Annotated in this window: 17 protein-coding genes; 12 read left to right on the top strand and 5 right to left on the bottom strand. The window is 67.3% G+C overall.

The window, feature by feature from the left end:
* Positions 1-52 precede the first annotated feature (52 nt).
* Positions 53-1,099, top strand: coding sequence for an HNH endonuclease (locus ACPCXD_RS07705; protein WP_423659088.1), 1,047 nt, complete (start codon positions 53-55; stop codon positions 1,097-1,099).
* Between the two features lie 15 nt (positions 1,100-1,114).
* On the opposite strand, the gene ACPCXD_RS07700 is transcribed toward ACPCXD_RS07705, so the two are convergent.
* Positions 1,115-2,134 (bottom strand): hypothetical protein, encoded by a 1,020-nt coding sequence (locus ACPCXD_RS07700; RefSeq protein ID WP_423659086.1) that lies wholly within the window; start codon positions 2,132-2,134, stop codon positions 1,115-1,117.
* Positions 2,135-2,243: 109 nt separating this feature from the next.
* Between ACPCXD_RS07700 and ACPCXD_RS07695 the strand changes: the two genes are divergently transcribed.
* Genes ACPCXD_RS07695 through dprA form a run of 3 tightly spaced genes read left to right on the top strand, consistent with a single transcriptional unit; the run spans position 2,244 to position 4,035 of the window.
* Positions 2,244-2,807 (top strand): hypothetical protein, encoded by a 564-nt coding sequence (locus ACPCXD_RS07695; protein WP_423659084.1) that lies wholly within the window; start codon positions 2,244-2,246, stop codon positions 2,805-2,807.
* A gap of 14 nt (positions 2,808-2,821) precedes the next feature.
* Positions 2,822-2,905 carry a hypothetical protein gene (locus tag ACPCXD_RS07690; protein ID WP_423659209.1) on the top strand — a complete coding sequence of 28 codons (84 nt, stop codon included), beginning with the start codon at positions 2,822-2,824 and terminating at the stop codon, positions 2,903-2,905.
* Positions 2,902-4,035, top strand: a complete 1,134-nt coding sequence (gene dprA, locus ACPCXD_RS07685) for a DNA-processing protein DprA (RefSeq protein WP_088897322.1) — start codon at positions 2,902-2,904, stop codon at positions 4,033-4,035. The genes ACPCXD_RS07690 and dprA overlap by 4 nt, the downstream gene beginning before the upstream one ends.
* A gap of 23 nt (positions 4,036-4,058) precedes the next feature.
* Here dprA and ACPCXD_RS07680 read toward each other — a convergent pair whose 3' ends face one another.
* Both ACPCXD_RS07680 and ACPCXD_RS07675 read right to left on the bottom strand, forming a co-directional pair.
* The gene (locus tag ACPCXD_RS07680; protein WP_229567937.1) at positions 4,059-5,375 is read right to left on the bottom strand and encodes a H(+)/Cl(-) exchange transporter ClcA; all 1,317 of its coding nucleotides are present in this window, start codon (positions 5,373-5,375) and stop codon (positions 4,059-4,061) included.
* Positions 5,376-5,517: 142 nt separating this feature from the next.
* Complete coding sequence (locus ACPCXD_RS07675; RefSeq protein ID WP_006550968.1) at positions 5,518-5,784, bottom strand: DUF6953 family protein; 267 nt, start codon at positions 5,782-5,784, stop codon at positions 5,518-5,520.
* 115 nt (positions 5,785-5,899) lie between these two features.
* Between ACPCXD_RS07675 and ACPCXD_RS07670 the strand changes: the two genes are divergently transcribed.
* Entirely contained in the window at positions 5,900-6,664 is a 765-nt protein-coding gene (locus ACPCXD_RS07670; RefSeq protein ID WP_016691237.1) for a siderophore-interacting protein, read from the top strand.
* Positions 6,665-6,680: 16 nt separating this feature from the next.
* On the opposite strand, the gene ACPCXD_RS07665 is transcribed toward ACPCXD_RS07670, so the two are convergent.
* Complete coding sequence (locus ACPCXD_RS07665; protein ID WP_423659207.1) at positions 6,681-7,916, bottom strand: multidrug effflux MFS transporter; 1,236 nt, start codon at positions 7,914-7,916, stop codon at positions 6,681-6,683.
* Between the two features lie 85 nt (positions 7,917-8,001).
* On the opposite strand from ACPCXD_RS07665, the gene ACPCXD_RS07660 reads away from it, so the two are divergent.
* Together ACPCXD_RS07660 and ACPCXD_RS07655 are read left to right on the top strand one after the other, a co-directional pair.
* Positions 8,002-8,940 carry a tyrosine recombinase XerC gene (locus ACPCXD_RS07660; RefSeq protein ID WP_088897319.1) on the top strand — a complete coding sequence of 313 codons (939 nt, stop codon included), beginning with the start codon at positions 8,002-8,004 and terminating at the stop codon, positions 8,938-8,940.
* 66 nt (positions 8,941-9,006) lie between these two features.
* Positions 9,007-10,584 (top strand): MinD/ParA family ATP-binding protein, encoded by a 1,578-nt coding sequence (locus ACPCXD_RS07655; protein ID WP_229567939.1) that lies wholly within the window; start codon positions 9,007-9,009, stop codon positions 10,582-10,584.
* Between the two features lie 24 nt (positions 10,585-10,608).
* Here ACPCXD_RS07655 and ACPCXD_RS07650 read toward each other — a convergent pair whose 3' ends face one another.
* Positions 10,609-11,112, bottom strand: a complete 504-nt coding sequence (locus ACPCXD_RS07650) for a murein hydrolase activator EnvC family protein (RefSeq protein WP_160876496.1) — start codon at positions 11,110-11,112, stop codon at positions 10,609-10,611.
* Positions 11,113-11,419: 307 nt separating this feature from the next.
* Between ACPCXD_RS07650 and rpsB the strand changes: the two genes are divergently transcribed.
* The 5 genes from rpsB to ACPCXD_RS07625 all read left to right on the top strand — a co-directional run bounded on the left by rpsB (position 11,420) and on the right by ACPCXD_RS07625 (position 15,670).
* Complete coding sequence (rpsB, locus tag ACPCXD_RS07645; protein ID WP_060650992.1) at positions 11,420-12,262, top strand: 30S ribosomal protein S2; 843 nt, start codon at positions 11,420-11,422, stop codon at positions 12,260-12,262.
* A gap of 130 nt (positions 12,263-12,392) precedes the next feature.
* Positions 12,393-13,217, top strand: a complete 825-nt coding sequence (gene tsf / locus ACPCXD_RS07640) for a translation elongation factor Ts (protein ID WP_006550975.1) — start codon at positions 12,393-12,395, stop codon at positions 13,215-13,217.
* 197 nt (positions 13,218-13,414) lie between these two features.
* Entirely contained in the window at positions 13,415-14,143 is a 729-nt protein-coding gene (pyrH, locus tag ACPCXD_RS07635; protein ID WP_059381181.1) for a UMP kinase, read from the top strand.
* Between the two features lie 28 nt (positions 14,144-14,171).
* A complete protein-coding gene (frr, locus tag ACPCXD_RS07630) occupies positions 14,172-14,729 on the top strand; it encodes a ribosome recycling factor (RefSeq protein WP_024100638.1) in 558 nt (185 codons plus the stop codon).
* A gap of 2 nt (positions 14,730-14,731) precedes the next feature.
* A complete protein-coding gene (locus ACPCXD_RS07625) occupies positions 14,732-15,670 on the top strand; it encodes a phosphatidate cytidylyltransferase (protein ID WP_085468007.1) in 939 nt (312 codons plus the stop codon).
* The last annotated feature ends 58 nt before the right edge of the window (positions 15,671-15,728 follow it).

Genomic DNA, 15,728 nt, shown 5'->3' with positions numbered 1-15,728 from the left:
AACCGGATTAGACATCCATACGTGTCGGTACCAGCGGATAGATTCCTGCGCCATGCAGGTGAAGCAGTTGACTCTCAAAGAGTTGAGGCGGTTGACGAGCCAGAGTGTCCTTCGAGCAATCGAGGAATGCGATCGACTCGGGCGTGAGAAGTTCCTCGCCGATAATGGTTTCAAGTCCGCGCACGAGTACTTTCTTATCCACGATGGAAAGGCATACGACTCGAAAGCGATCGCGGGAGTTGCGTACCGTTTCGAGACTGGCCGGAAGGTCGTCGCACGTGACTTCTCCGGCGGGCAAAACATCGCTGCTGTACTTGCGGGCCTCGGCTTCCGTGTTACGGGCGATGCAGATTGGACGTGGCCCGAGCTAGTCCTTGCCTGCGACCTTCTGTACAAACGCGGCTGGATTACGACGATCCGTGACCACGATCCCGCGGTGCAAGATTTGTCGCGCTATCTTCGGTCACTGAATCCGGACTTGGCACTGTCGGAGAACTACCGCAGCCCGGGCAGCGTGAAGGGGAAGCTAGAGAACATCCGTACAGCCCATCCCGACTATCCGGGTAAGCCGACGCGTGGCAATCAGCTGGACCCGATCGTGCTTCAAGCCTTCCTTGCCGACCCCGAGGGGATGCACGCGACGGCAAAGCGTCTGCGTTCTGATCGGTCTCTCGCAGAGACTGTTCAGGAGGATGCTGACGAATACCCCGATTTCAAAGAGCTGGACACATTGACCACGGCGGGTGTGGTGTCGGCGCTTGAGGGAGCGGTGAAGCGGCGTTGGGCGGCATCACGCGAGCGAGATCCCAAGCTACGGAAGGAGAAGATCGCCCAGTCCATGCGCGATCGAGGCGAGGTGTCCTGCGAGGTTTGCAGTTTCGATTTCGCCCGGATGTATCCAGGGCACGGTGACGGTTATATCGAGGTCCATCACCGTGTTCCCCTGCACGTATCGGGCGAGGTTCCGAGTACGCTCGACGACCTCATCCTGCTGTGTGCGAACTGTCACAGGATGATTCACCGTAAGAAGACTTGGCTCACGCCGGAAGAATTGCGTGAGATTCTCGCCAGCAGTCGGATAGGGGAGGACCGCGGCTGAGGTGGCATCCTTTGCCTAGAGTTCGCTCACCACCTTGCTTGAGCGAGCCGATCGGGAGCGAAGCGTGAGCCCCCACAGGTCTTCGCCGTTCGGCTCAATAGTGCGATCAGCCGACACGCTAAAGACTCTCCATCCTTTGCTGCCGTATTCCCATCGGTCTCGTCTCGCCCCAGCTAGTTTGCGTCGAAGCTCAGAGAGGGGATCGTGGGAGAGGCCAGGGGGAGGAGGAAAATGCGCGATCTTCCAATCGCGGAACGCTAGTTCCTCGTCGTCCCACAAATCAACCTCTCTGCCTGCCGACTTGACGTCCTCGATTCCGGGCGACAAGTGTTCATTTACCGTGTCCCAAAACCATTGATAGAATTTGCGGACGCTCTGAGAATAATCCTCGACTATGGAAAGAAAATCAATCCTGTCCGGCTGGGAGTCGAGATAGGTCTTCGATCGCTCTGTCCAACTGTCGGACTTCAGGAGTGTTTCTTTATTGAGGTAGAGATCGTTCCTGTGGAAGATCGGGCCGCCCTTTTCCCATTTAATCTCTGTCGACGTTAGCGGAACCGGAAGGGTGTAATGGACTGCATAATTTCGAAGATCCAGCAGGAACTTGAACTCGTCCTTGCCGTAGATTTCCTCGATCTTAGGATCCCATACTCCCAATTCCCATATTGTCTTTTTCGGTTCGCCGGATTTCTTTTTCTTATTTGGGTCCTTTGGGGGCTTCTCCGGCCATAGCTTCTTATGGACCATGCGTTGGACATCTCGGAGGGTGGCCGCGGATGCCAAGAAGTTGTGGAAGGTGCGTGTGAGGTCGGTTTCGTACTCGTCTCCCAACGAACCAGGCATTTCCTCCGTGCCGACAAACTTCTGCACGTGTGAACTCAACTCAATGAGGTTCCCGGAGAACACGGCTGATGCGCGATTTAATGCCTGGAGATGTTGGCCGGAAGCGAAACTGGGCGACGTCGTGACCAGCTCGCGGCGGCGATTCACCTCGTCGAGTAGCGTCGCGTTCTCGTTAGATGCAGGATCCGTCATGGGTGGCACCGTACCGGGCATTCCGGGCCAGGGGGCGTCATCTGTAGGCGAGAGCCCGGCGGCATCCGGCGGTCTGTCCGTGTCGGAGGCCATAGATAGGGTCCGCCTCGTGGACATATGGATTCCGTTACTCAGTATCGGTCTGACGGCACTGGTGACCTGGGTAGGTATTCCAGTGACTCGGTGGCTGTCGAAACGCGACGCGCGATCTCAGATCAAAGCCGACTGCGAACTGTACGCAGAACTCGACGACCGCGTGCCTCACAAGCGCCTACTCAGTGCAAGCATCGACCTGCGTGTGCGCGAGCTGGCTATCAGGGACATCGCGGCAGTGGGTATACGGGAGCACACCGAGAAGTGGCGCAAGCAGCGTGTCGAAGGGGTCTGTGTGGTGGTCGGTGGACTGGCCTTGGTGTCCGTAAGTGCGCGTCTGATGGGATCGGAGAGCGCGCCGAAGTGGACTGTTTCCGTGACACTCGTGGTAGGGGCGATCTGTTTGATCCTGGGTTCGTATCTGACAAGCGCCGCTGTTGAAAGGCTGCGAGCCGTGCAGCGTAACGGTGCCGAGCAGGTGTCGGAACTGGTTCGGATGGTGAATCGCTCCACTTCCGAACAGCGTGACGGTGCCGACCAGGTGTCGGAGCCCGCCACTTCTGACAATTCGCAGCCCTAGCGGTCGCGTGGACGCTGAGCGACCTCGACGGTTCCGATTCACCGTCGGCGACCCATGTCGCTGCCGCACTCGACTTCCGGGATCGGGGTGTCGCATGAACGGACACGACGACGAACGGCGCCTGGCCTGGGCCTATCTGTCCACTGTCGCGCAGGGTGCGTCACGATCGTTGGCGGCGGCGGTCGAGGCCGAGGGTGTACTCGAGGTGGCCGCCGCCATCCGGTCGGGTTCGGGCCTCGGCGAACTCTCGTCGCGGTACTCGGTGCGGGCGCACCTCGACACCGCGGCGCGGGATCTCGACCGCCTGGGGCGGGCCGGCGGGCGACTGGTGACCCCCGACGACGACGAATGGCCCGCCTGGCAGATGCTCGGCTTCGGCGCCCTCGACACCGCCACCGACGCCGAGGGGCCACCCCTCGCCCTGTGGGTGTGGGGGAGCCGGCGGATCGACGACCTCGCCGAACGCGCGATCGGCATCGTCGGAACTCGCGCCGCGAGTGGTTACGGGGAGCACGTCACCGCCGAGATCGCCGGGGATCTCGCCGCCGACGGATGGACGGTCGTGTCCGGTGCGGCCTTCGGCGTCGATGCTGCCGCACACCGCGCGGCGCTCGGGGTGGGCGGCACCACCGTCGCGATCCTGGCCTGCGGTGTCGATCGGGCGTATCCGGCAGCACATGCGACGATGCTGCGGCGGATCTCCGAATCCGGCCTCGTGGTCAGCGAATATCCACCGGGCACGACTCCGGCGCGGTACCGGTTCCTCGCCCGCAACCGCCTGATCGCGGCGTTGTCCGCGGGCACGGTCGTCGTCGAGGCGGGTTGGCGCAGCGGGGCGCGCAACACCGCGGCGTGGGCGCGACGACTCGGCCGGCCGGTCATGGCGGTCCCCGGACCGGTGACCTCGGCGGCCTCGCAGGGTTGTCACCGCATGATCAGGGAGGGGGAGGCCCGGTTGGTGGGTGCGGCGCGCGACGTCGTCGAGGAGTGCGGTCCGCTCCTGGCGTGCGGGGACGACGACCGCGACGGCCTGTTCCGCCGCGACCTGGACGGACTGTCGGGCGACATGGCGCTGGTCTACGAGGCGCTTCCGGCGTCGGACGTCTGTGATCCGGCGACGGTGGCCGAGTCGGCGGGGCTGCCGATCGAGCGGGTGCGGGCGGCGCTGCCCCTGCTCGAACTCGACGGTCTGGTGGTGGCGACTGACGGAGGGTGGCAGCGGACGTGATGGTGGCCCGACGCCGGACCGGTCTACCCGCGGTGAGGAAGGGCGCCGAACATGCGGTCGCGCAGGCTGTCGTAGATGGGCGGGACCCGCGTGGAATACGCCACGACGACGGCGCAGATCGTCGCGGCGAGCATCGGGACCGTCACTCCCGTCGCCGCGGTCATCTCCACGACGAGGACGACTCCGGTGATCGGGGCCCGCACCGACGCACCGAAGAGAGCGGCCATCCCCGCGATCGCCATCGGCACGGCCAGGGACGACCCGATCCCGGGGACGATCGCGGTGCAGATCCCGGCGCACAACAGGCCCCAGAGAGCACCCAGTGCGAGAAGTGGCGCGAACAGTCCGCCCGGTGTCCCGGCCGCGTACGACAGCGGACCAGCGACGAACCGCAGCAGGACGTACCAGGCGACCACCGGCAGTGCGAGCGCACCACCGCTCACCACGTGCTGGACGAGGGAGTCGCCGCCCCCACCCGCCCACGGTGCGACCACCGACAACAACCCGATGAGCCCGCCGATGATCGCGGCCTTCGTCACCGGGGAGAGCGACCGGACCGACTCCACCACGCTCAGCGATCCCAGGACCATCCGGTTGTAGGCCGCGCCGAGCAGTCCGGTGAGCAGACCGAACACCACGAAGACGGGCAGCAGGACGATGGACGGGGGAGCGATGGGGTCCACGGCGAAGTCGGGGGTGTCGCCGACGATCGTCCGCGAGCACGCGACCGCGGCGGCCACCGACAGGACGACGGGCACGACGGTGCGGAACCGGAAGCTGCCGGTGACCTCCTCGACGACGAACAGCGCACCACCGATCGGCGCATTGAACGCGACGGCGAGTCCGGCACCGGACACCGAGGTCTGCAACAGACGTTCGTGCTCGGGACGCCGGGCACGGCGTGCGGTCTCGGCGCCCACCGCGGCACCCATGTGCACGATCGGGCCCTCCCGTCCCAGGACGAGACCCGACCCGATCGACAGGAGCGCCCCGACGAATCTGGAGGGCAGCACCGACAGCGGTGGTGGCTCGGCCTGCCCGCGGTCGACGGCTTCGACGTGCTGGATTCCGCTACCCGAGGCAAGAGGGACCATCCGGACGATCAGCGCCGCGAGCAGAGCGCCGAGGATCGTGATTCCCACCGGCACGAGCCATCCCGGACCGGGGAGTTCGTGCGCCCATTCGACGGTGTGGATCCGCCATCGCTCGAGCCGTTCCAGACACCAGCGGAAGGCCCCGCCGACGACGCCGATGACGGCGCCGGCCACGATCGCCAGCACACAGATCGTCGCCAGTTCGCGAGCGGGAACGGAAGGTTCCCGCACGTTCTCGATGTCCACCCGGCGCCCTCCGACCTGCCGCCGACGCGCCGATCCGCCCGGCGGTGCCGGAGACGGTCGCGCGAAGGAGTCGTGACCGTATGTTCACAGACTCCGAGACGTTTCGCCGGGACGCGCGAGGGTGAATTCGGAGGAGGACCGCCTACTCGGCCGAGGTGTCGGCGGTCGGCTCGTCCTCGACGTACCAGGCGCGGTCCTCGCGGTCCCACTTCACGGCACCGCGGTGGGCCTTCCGGAACTCCTTGAGGACGGCGCGGTCGATCGACGGGTGGCCGTTGTCGTTCACGTAGATCCACTCGGAACCGAACTTGGCCTCGATCGCGTCGACCATGTCGGTCTGGGTGACCCTGCGTTCGGTGGTGATGATGTCGGTCATCCAGGTGGCGATGTCGGCCGCGGTGGTGCTCATGTTCTCGAGCCTAGAGCCTCGCCGATCGTGACCTCCCCGCCGCATCCCGCGACAGAGTACGGTGACGCGAGAATAGGTAACCCTAATAGGAGGTTCGGTGGCACGGAAAGCGCCCATGGGGACGACACTCACGGTTCTGCGGACCGAAACGATCGGCGAGCACTTCGTCCGCGTCGTGCTCGGCGGAGACGGCTTCGGAGAGTTCCAGGCCCGCGCGGAGACCGACAGCTACGTGAAGATCGAGCTGCCCGCGGGGGACGAGACGGTCGTCCGCACCTACACCGTCCGGCGTGTGGACCCGGACGCCCGGGAGATCTGGATCGACTTCGTCGTGCACGGCGACGAGGGCGTTGCGGGGCCGTGGGCCCGCTCGGTACAGCCGGGCACGCAGGTCGTGGTGCGAGGACCCGGCGCCGGATACCGGCCCGATCGCTCCGCCGACTTCCATCTGCTCGCCGGCGACGAGACCGCGATCCCCGCGATCGCGGCTGCGCTCGAGGACCTGCCCGCCGACGCGCGGGGTGCGGTCTTCCTGGAGGTCATCGGTCCCGGCGACGAACTGAAACTCGACGCCCCGGCGGGTGTGGACATCACGTGGCTCCATCGCGGTGTCGCGGCCGGTGACGCCGGTGCCGACCTGATCGACGGCAACTCGCCGCTCGTCGCCGCGGTGAAGGCCTTGCCCTGGCCGGGCGGCGACGTGCAGGTCTTCGTGCACGGTGAGGCCGAGGCCGTCATGAAGCACATCCGGCCGTACCTGCGGAAGGAACGGGCCGTGCCGCCGGCACGCGCGTCGATCTCGGGTTACTGGCGTCGCGGACGCACCGAGGAGGGTTTCCGCGTGTGGAAGAGCGAACTGGCGGCCGTCGAGAGCAACTGACGGCCGGTCGTTCACGTCAGCTCGCGGACTCGCGCGCCGGCACCGCGGCGGAGTCACGCGCCGGCACCGCGGCGGAGTCACGCGCCAGCACCGCGGCGGAGTCACGCGCCAGCACCGCGGCGGAGGTGAGCGCGAGTCCCGAGCAGACCACGATGGCGACGGCCATCGGGATACCGGTGCCTTCGCCGCCGAGCCCGACGAGCGGGGAGACCACGGCAGCGAGACCGAACTGGGAGGCGCCGATCACGGCGGAGCCCGTACCGGCCGCCTTCGGGACCTGCGACTGGGCCAGCGCGGTGGCGTTGCCCAGCGTCAGGCCCATCATGCTGATCGCGACGAACAGCAGCGGCAGGATCAGCGCCGCGACGTAGCCGACGACGACCATCGTCAGCAACAGCAGCGCACCTGCCGTGAACATGGTGGTCACTCCGAAGAGCAGCAGTGTCCGCACCTCGAACCGGCCGATGAGGCGGGTGTTGACGGCATTGGCCAGCACGAGACCGGCCGAGTTCACGGCGAAGACCAGAGAGAACTGGCCCGGGCTCAGACCGAGGATGTTCTGGGTGACGAAGGGTGAGGCGGAGATGTACGAGAACATCGCGCCGAAGCCCAGGGCCATCGCGGCGGCGTAACCGACGAAGCGTCGCTGCCGGAGAACGTATCCGAAGTTGCCGGCCATCGTCTTCAGACCGCCACCGTGCCGCTTCTCCGGCGGCAGGGTCTCCGGGACGAACGCGAAGGCACCGACGGCCATCAGGACGGCCAGGCCCGTGAGCACCCAGAAGATGCCGCGCCATCCGATCGGACCCAGCAGCACACCACCGAGCAGAGGAGCGGCGACGGGCGCGATGCCACCGATGATCATCATCAGGCTGAACAGCTTGGCAGCCTGATTGCCTCGAGCCCGGTCGGCGATGACCGCCCGGGCGAGGACGATGCCGGTGCCGCCGCTGAAGCCCTGGACCAGACGCGCAGCGATCAGGATCTCGACGGTGGGCGCCATCGCGCAGATCGCGCTGCTCACCGCCAGGACGATCGTGCCGGCGAGGATCAGCCGTCGACGGCCCCAGCCATCCGACAGGGGACCCACGAGCAACTGGCCGAGCCCGAGACCCGCCATGAAGGTCGTGAGTGTGAGCTGGACGCCGACGGTCGAACTGCCCAGGCTCTCCGCCATGACGGGAAGTCCCGGGAGGTACATGTCCGTAGCGAGCGGCGCGATCGCCGACAGCAACGCCAGGGCGCACAACATCGGTACCGGGATCGTTTTGTTCACGAAAGCACCTTAGTCGGCGCGGGTCGTTGCACCCGAGCCGGTCGTGCCGCACGGTAGACCCATGCGAGGCAACGAATCCGACATGCTCCCGGCGACGCTGGACGTGCACCTCGGGGACTTCGTCGACCACCTGCGCCTCGAAGGCAACCGCTCGGAACACACGATTCGCGCCTATCGCACCGACACCCGCTCGCTGTTGCAGCACCTCGCCGACCGGAATCCCGATGCGCGCATCACCGACCTCGATCTCGATCTGCTGCGGTCCTGGCTCGCCGGGATGGTGGCGGCGGGAGCGGCCCGCACCACGCTCGCGCGGCGCACCTCGTCGGCACGCGTCTTCACGGCATGGCTCGTGCGCACCCGGCGACTCGACGCCGACCCGGCGACGCGTCTCGTCTCACCGCGTCCGCACCGCTCACTGCCCGCCGTGCTCCGCGACGACCAGGCACTGGAGATCATGGAGGCCGCGAAATCCGGTGCGCGTGAACTCGATCCCGTCGCACTGCGTGACCGGGCGATCGTCGAGCTGCTGTATGCGACCGGAATCCGGGTCGGTGAGCTGTGCGCGGTCGACATCGACGACGTCGACGCCGAGCGGCGGGCCGTCCGGGTTCTCGGTAAGGGCGACAAGGAACGGATCGTTCCCTACGGAGGTCCCGCGGCAGAGGCGCTCGACGCGTGGCTGCGTCACGGACGCCCGCATCTCGCACGACCGTCGTCGGGTGCGGCGCTGCTGCTGGGCAAGCGTGGTGGTCGGATCGACCAGCGGCAGGTCCGGTCGGTGGTGCACGACGCCGTCTCGTCGGTGCCGGGCGCACCCGACCTCGCGCCGCACGGTCTGCGGCACAGCGCTGCGACGCACCTGCTCGAAGGGGGAGCGGATCTGCGGGTGGTCCAGGAGGTGCTGGGCCATTCGAGTCTGGCCACCACGCAGCTCTACACCCACGTCTCGGTGGCGCGTCTGCGCGCCGCGCACGATCAGGCCCATCCCCGCGCCTGATCGGCTTGCCCGAGAAGCCGTCCCGGTTTGATAGCGTGCGCCGGCACCATCGAATCGGGGGAACAGATGAGACGCAACGAACCGGGTCCTGCCGTGCCCGCCTGGCTGCAGGACCCACCGGAATCCGGAACCGACCACGCGCGACGCGGCCTCCGCCGCGCGGCCAGAGGCACCGAGACGCCCGGTCCCTCCACTTCGCCCGGCGACGGTGCGACTCCGCCCGCTCCCTCCGCTCCGCTCGAGATGACGGCCTCCGTGCCTCTCGGCATGGCGTTGCGGCCCCGGGTCAGTTCCGAGGCCGACCCGGAGCCGGAAGTGTCCGAAGCCGCTCTCACGCACGAACCGGCGCGACCCGAAAGGCGTGTTCTCCCGCCCGCGGAGCGCGAGGCGACGGTCCCGGCGGAGCCCGAGGCGACGTTTCCCGCAGTGCCCGAGGCGACGTTTTCCGCAGTGCCCGAGGTGACGGTCCCGGCAGCCGCGACCGAACCCGGGCCTGCGCCCGTCTCCGTGGATCCGGTTCCCGACGTCGCGGAGCAGCCCGAGGCCGAGGCACCTGCACCTGCACCTGCACCGGAGGTGTCGAGTCCGGAGGCCACGGAGGTCGCACCCGATCCGGTCGACCCCGAGCCCGCATCGGTCCAGGCCCCGCTACCGGCACGAACGGACGCTCCGGTCGACGACCTGCAACACGAGGCCCGTCGTTTCGACCATCAGCCGTCCAATGTCGACCTCGCCTCGGGAGTGCTGGTCCGCAGGTCACGACGTTCCACGCGACGGTGGCGGGAGCGGGTCGACCGGCTGACCGGCGGCAGGCTCGACGGAGGAGGCAGCGAGCGCCGGGAGGAGCTCGTCGCCCGGATCCGCCAGCCGATCCCGGGCGACTACCGGATCGCGGTGCTGTCGCTGAAGGGCGGGGTGGGCAAGACCACCACGACCGTCGGACTGGGGTCGACGTTCGCGTCACTGCGCGGCGACTGCGTCATCGCCGTCGACGCGAATCCGGACTTCGGCACCCTCGGGCAGAGGATCCCGCAGCAGACCACCTCGACCGTGCGGGACCTGCTCGCGAACGCGTCGGGCATCCGCCGGTACTCGGACGTGCGTGCCCACACCTCGCAGGCGCCGAGCCGGCTCGAAGTGCTCGCGAGCGAACGCGATCCCGCTGCCTCGGAAGCGTTCAGCGAGGAGGACTACCGCCGCGTCGTCGACATCCTGCAGGTCTACTACAACGTGATCCTCACCGACTGCGGCACCGGGATCATGCATTCGGTCATGCGCGGCGTGCTGGACCTGGCGAACACCCTCGTGCTCGTCGCGTCGCCCGCAGTCGATGCGGCGCGCAGTGCGGCGGCGACCCTCGACTGGCTGCAGGCGCACGGCTACTCCGACCTGGTCGAGCGCACGGTCGTGGTGATCAGTTCGCCGCGCCCGGGTGCGGCGAGCATCGACATGGACGCGCTGACCGCGCATTTCCTCGCGCGGTGCCGCGCGGTGAAGGTGCTGCCTTTCGACGAGCACCTCGCGGAGGGAGCCGAGATCGATCTCGAACGGCTCCGCCCCGCGACACGCACGGCGTTCGTCGAACTCGCCGCGATGGTCGCCGACGACTTCCCCGTACTGTCGGGTCGACACGCAGTGCATTAGGCGGGCGTACGGGCCACCAGGGCGTCATACCGGCAGCAGGCGGATCACCGGGCGCTCGACGAGCGGCAGCGGATCGAGATAGTCGTCGCGGCCGCGTCGGAGTCCCCAATGCAGGCATGCGGGGGAGACGCCTCCCTCGTGACCGGCGACGACGGTGCCGATGGGATCGCCCCTCGTCACCCGGCGACCCGCGGCGACCGCCGCCTCCACCGGCTCGTAGGTCGTGCGCAGCCCGCCCTCGTGATCGATGGAGACCACAGGCTTCCCGGCCACGACACCGGCGAACGCGACGACGCCGTCACCTGCCGCCACGACGGTCTGCCCCACGTGTGCGTCGAGATCGACACCGCGGTGACCGGGGAGCCAGTTCTGCTCGGGCAGGTCGAACTCCCGGCTCACGACCGGCCGGGGATCGAGCGGCCACACGAACCGTCCGGCGTCGGCCGATCCGGTTCCCGGCGCAGCGGTGAGCACGACGAACGCGGCGATCACGACGGCGAGCGACCGGAGGCGAGCGGCGAGGAGCATGCCCGCCAGTCTCGTGAATCGGAGTCGCTGCGCACCAGAGGGCGACGCGATCTGTGGACAACCCCGGATCCGTCCACAGGCCCGGCGACTCCCGGTTAGGGATCCGCGCCTGCTCCGCGTACACTTGTCGGGCGGTCTGTATACGCAGATCGACTTCGCGCGTCCGCGCATCGATGCCGACCCGTTTCTCCGGGCCGCATCGGAAATGGCCGTCGGCCGGTCCCGCAAGGGTTCGACGGGCATGTGGACGCCAGGGCGGGGATCGGAAGATCCACCGCGGAAACCGACACGAAAGAGAGAAACAGGCATGCCTGTTGTGACTATGCGGCAGCTGCTCGACAGCGGCGCCCACTTCGGACACCAGACCCGTCGCTGGAACCCGAAGATGAAGCGGTTCATCTTCACCGACCGCAACGGCATCTACATCATCGACCTGCAGCAGACCCTGACGTACATCGACAAGGCGTACGAGTTCGTCAAGGAGACCGTCGCTCACGGTGGAACCGTGCTGTTCGTCGGCACCAAGAAGCAGGCTCAGGAATCCATCGCCGAAGAGGCCACCCGCGTGGGCATGCCCTACGTGAACCAGCGCTGGCTCGGCGGCATGCTCACCAACTTCTCGACCGTCCACAAGCGCCTGCAGCGCCTGAAGGAGCTCGAGTCGATGGAGCAGACCGGCGGCTTCGAGGGACGCACCAAGAAGGAAATCCTCATGCTCACGCGTGAGAAGAACAAGCTGGAGCGCACCCTCGGCGGCATCCGCGACATGGCGAAGGTTCCGTCGGCGATCTGGGTCGTCGACACCAACAAGGAGCACATCGCCGTCGGTGAGGCCCGCAAACTGAACATCCCGGTCATCGCGATCCTCGACACCAACTGCGATCCGGACCTCGTCGACTACCCGATCCCGGGCAACGACGACGCGATCCGTTCCGCGGCGCTGCTGACCAAGGTCGTCGCTTCCGCCGTCGCCGAGGGCCTGCAGGCCCGCGCCGGCAAGAGCAGCGACGCCGAGGCCAAGCCCGAGGCCGGTGCCGAGCCTCTCGCCGAGTGGGAGCAGGAGCTGCTCGCGCAGGCCACCCCCGCCGCCGACGCCGAGGCGCCCGCAGCGGACGCAGCCCCCGCAGCAGACGCGGCCCCCGAGGCCTGATTCGTTGCCCGGCCCCGACCTTCCGATCGAGAGATCCTGGTCGGGGCCGTCGCATCGCGGCCCGAGCCCATCCGCGCGGTAGGGCCGCCCCCAGAGACTTTTCCACCACAGACACAGGAGGCTCGCTTCCATGGCGAACTACACCGCCGCCGACGTCAAGCGTCTCCGTGAGCTCACCGGCTCCGGAATGCTGGACTGCAAGAACGCTCTCGCCGACAACGACGGCGACTTCGACAAGGCCGTCGAGCAGCTGCGCATCAAGGGTGCCAAGGACGTGGGCAAGCGCGCCGAGCGCTCCACCGCCGAGGGCCTCGTCGTCGCCAAGGACGGCGTGCTCGTCGAGCTGAATTCCGAGACCGACTTCGTCGCCAAGAACGACGAGTTCCAGGCTCTCGCCGACAAGGTCGTCACCGCTGCCGCACAGGCCCGCGCGAACGACGTCGAGGCGCTCAAGGCCGTCGAGGCCGACGGCAAGACCGTCGACGCCCTCGTCCAGGAGCTGTCCGCGAAGATCGGCGAGAAGCTCGAGCTGCGTCGCGTTGCCGCTTTCGACGGTCAGACCGCCGTCTACCTGCACAAGCGTGCTTCCGACCTGCCGCCGTCCGTCGGCGTGCTCGTCGAGTACACCGGTGAGGGCGACGCTGCTGCCGAGGCTGCTCGCGCTGCCGCCATGCAGATCGCCGCTCTGAAGGCCAAGTACGTCACCCGTGACGAGGTTCCCGAGGACATCGTCGCCAACGAGCGTCGTATCGCCGAGGAGACCGCCAAGGCCGAGGGCAAGCCGGAGCAGGCTCTGCCGAAGATCGTCGAAGGCCGCGTCAACGGCTACTTCAAGGACGTCGTCCTGCTCGAGCAGGCGTCCGTGACGGACTCGAAGAAGACCGTCAAGGCGATCCTCGACGAGGCCGGCGCGAACGTCGTCCGCTTCGTGCGTTTCGAGGTCGGCGCCAGCTAGTTCTTCCACTCCACGACCCCGTCGGTGCTGCTACCGGCGGGGTCGAGGTGTGTCGGGCCACGCCGCCTCGGGGCCCGGAGGCGCCCGCGCGTGCTGCGCGGTGACAGGTGTGGCGTGTCTATCCGCCCGATCTCGGTTCCCTCGAGCGGATGAGGCAGGATGATAAGGGCCGATTCATGCGCAACCAGAGGAGAGTCATGTCCGACCACGCCCACGATCGGCCCGGATTCCGCCGGGTACTGCTCAAGCTCGGCGGCGAGATGTTCGGCGGCGGCAAGGTCGGACTCGACCCGGACGTGGTGACGACGGTGGCCCAGCAGATCGCGGAGGTCGTGCGCGGGGGCGCCGAGGTCGCGGTCGTGATCGGTGGCGGCAACTTCTTCCGCGGCGCCGAACTCCAGCAGCGCGGTCTCGAACGCGCACGGTCCGATTACATGGGCATGCTCGGAACGGTCATGAACTCCCTTGCGCTGCAGGACTTCCTGGAGAAGGAAGGCATCGACACCCGCGTGCAGACCGCCATCACGATGGGACAGGTCGCCGAGCCCTACCTGCCGCTGCGTGCGCGCCGCCACCTCGAGAAGGGGCGCGTGGTCATCTTCGGTGCGGGCATGGGTATGCCGTACTTTTCCACCGACACCACCGCTGCGCAGCGCGCCCTCGAGATCGGCGCCGAGGTCGTCCTCATGGCGAAGGCCGTCGACGGGGTCTACTCCGACGACCCCCGCACGAACCCGGATGCGGAGCTGTTCGAGGAGATCACCCACCGCGAGGTCATCGAGCAGGGCCTCAAGGTCGCCGACGCGACCGCCTTCAGCCTGTGCATGGACAACGCCATGCCGATCATGGTCTTCAATCTGCTGACCAAGGGCAATATCGCCCGAGCCATCGCCGGTGAGAAGATCGGAACACTCGTACGGTCATGAACGGACAACGGAACATGGAGGAACTGCCGTGATCGATGAAGCCCTCTTCGAAGCCGAAGAGAAGATGGAGAAGGCCGTCACGGTGGCCCGGGACGATCTGGGTGGCATTCGGACCGGTCGCGCGAACCCGGGCATGTTCAACCGCATCGTCGTCGACTACTACGGGGCTCCCACGCCGATCACGCAGATCGCCAGCATCAACGTTCCCGAGGCGCGCATGGTCATCGTCAAGCCGTACGAGGCCTCGCAGCTGAACGCGATCGAGACCGCGATCCGCAACTCCGATCTCGGTGTCAACCCCACCAACGACGGCAACATCATCCGCATCTCGGTCCCGCAGCTCACCGAGGAGCGTCGCCGCGAACTCGTCAAGCAGGCCAAGGCCAAGGGCGAAGACGCCAAGGTCGCCGTGCGCAACGTCCGCCGCAAGGCGATGGAGGAACTCGGCCGCATCCAGAAGGACGGCGAGGCCGGCGAGGACGACGTGAACCGCGCCGAGAAGGAACTCGACAAGACGACCGCCAAGTACGTCGGTCAGATCGACGAGTTGATCAAGCACAAGGAAGCCGAACTGATGGAGGTCTGACAGTGGGTCGAGCCGACGGGTCCTCCGACCCGCAGCTTCCACTCGGTGCCGGAGCCGACTCCGGTGCCACCCCTGCAGACCCGACGCCGGCCCCCGACCCCGCGTCGGAGCCGGTGAAGAAACCGTCACGGGCCGGACGCGACCTGCCGGCCGCCTTCGCGGTCGGCGGTGGTCTGGGCGCGCTCGTCATCGGGATCCTGCTGTTCGCCCCGAAGGCGTGGCTCGCCGTGGTCGCAATCGCCATCGGTATCGCGACCTGGGAGGTCACCAAGCGTCTGCGCGAAGCCGACGTGCTCGTCCCCAGAGTGCCGTTGCTGGTCGGCGGGCAGGCGATGATCTGGCTCGGGTGGCCCTACGGCACGACGGGTGTGCTCGGTGCGTTCGCGGGCACGGTCGTCGTGACGATGCTGTGGCGCCTGTTCGGACGCGGCCTCGGCGCGCAGCCGCGCAACTACCTGCGGGATACCGCGGTCGCGGTCTTCGTCGCGGCCTGGTTGCCGTTGCTGGCGTCGTTCGCGACCCTCATGGTCCTCGAGGACCAGGGTGCCCAGCGGGTGTTCTGCCTGATGATCGTGTGCGTGGCGTCGGACATCGGCGGCTATGCATCCGGGGTGCTGTTCGGCAAGCACCCGATGGTGCCGGCGATCAGCCCGAAGAAGTCGTGGGAAGGCTTCGCCGGGTCGGCGGTGGCGTGCATCGCTGCCGGTGTGCTCACCGTGATGTTCCTGCTCGACGGTCCGTGGTGGGCAGGTGCGTTGCTCGGCGCGGTGCTCGTGGTGACGGCGACGGCCGGCGATCTCATCGAGTCGCAGGTCAAGCGCGACCTCGGCATCAAGGACATGGGCACCTTGTTGCCCGGACACGGCGGCATCATGGACCGGCTCGACTCGATCCTGCCGTCGGCCTTCGTCACCTGGCTGATCCTCACGGCCTTCGTGTAGTCGCCCGATGGTGCGTTCGTCGAAGCTCCGTACACCGAAGCCCGGTACACCGAAATCG

Source organism: Rhodococcus sp. AB351, from assembly GCF_049538275.1.
Taxonomy (GTDB): Bacteria; Actinomycetota; Actinomycetes; order Mycobacteriales; family Mycobacteriaceae; genus Rhodococcus.
The sequence above is the reverse complement of the archived record's forward strand: the minus strand, read 5'-3'. Positions and strand labels throughout refer to the sequence as shown.

Coding starts and splice junctions, on each gene's coding strand:
- ACPCXD_RS07705 (WP_423659088.1), top strand. CDS start 53: ATGCAGGTGAAGCAGTTGACTCTCAAAGAGTTGAGGCGGTTGACGAGC.
- ACPCXD_RS07700 (WP_423659086.1), bottom strand. CDS start 2,134: ATGACGGATCCTGCATCTAACGAGAACGCGACGCTACTCGACGAGGTG.
- dprA (WP_088897322.1), top strand. CDS start 2,902: ATGAACGGACACGACGACGAACGGCGCCTGGCCTGGGCCTATCTGTCC.
- ACPCXD_RS07675 (WP_006550968.1), bottom strand. CDS start 5,784: ATGAGCACCACCGCGGCCGACATCGCCACCTGGATGACCGACATCATC.
- ACPCXD_RS07670 (WP_016691237.1), top strand. CDS start 5,900: ATGGGGACGACACTCACGGTTCTGCGGACCGAAACGATCGGCGAGCAC.
- ACPCXD_RS07665 (WP_423659207.1), bottom strand. CDS start 7,916: ATGTTGTGCGCCCTGGCGTTGCTGTCGGCGATCGCGCCGCTCGCTACG.
- ACPCXD_RS07660 (WP_088897319.1), top strand. CDS start 8,002: ATGCGAGGCAACGAATCCGACATGCTCCCGGCGACGCTGGACGTGCAC.
- ACPCXD_RS07655 (WP_229567939.1), top strand. CDS start 9,007: ATGAGACGCAACGAACCGGGTCCTGCCGTGCCCGCCTGGCTGCAGGAC.
- ACPCXD_RS07650 (WP_160876496.1), bottom strand. CDS start 11,112: ATGCTCCTCGCCGCTCGCCTCCGGTCGCTCGCCGTCGTGATCGCCGCG.
- rpsB (WP_060650992.1), top strand. CDS start 11,420: ATGCCTGTTGTGACTATGCGGCAGCTGCTCGACAGCGGCGCCCACTTC.
- tsf (WP_006550975.1), top strand. CDS start 12,393: ATGGCGAACTACACCGCCGCCGACGTCAAGCGTCTCCGTGAGCTCACC.
- pyrH (WP_059381181.1), top strand. CDS start 13,415: ATGTCCGACCACGCCCACGATCGGCCCGGATTCCGCCGGGTACTGCTC.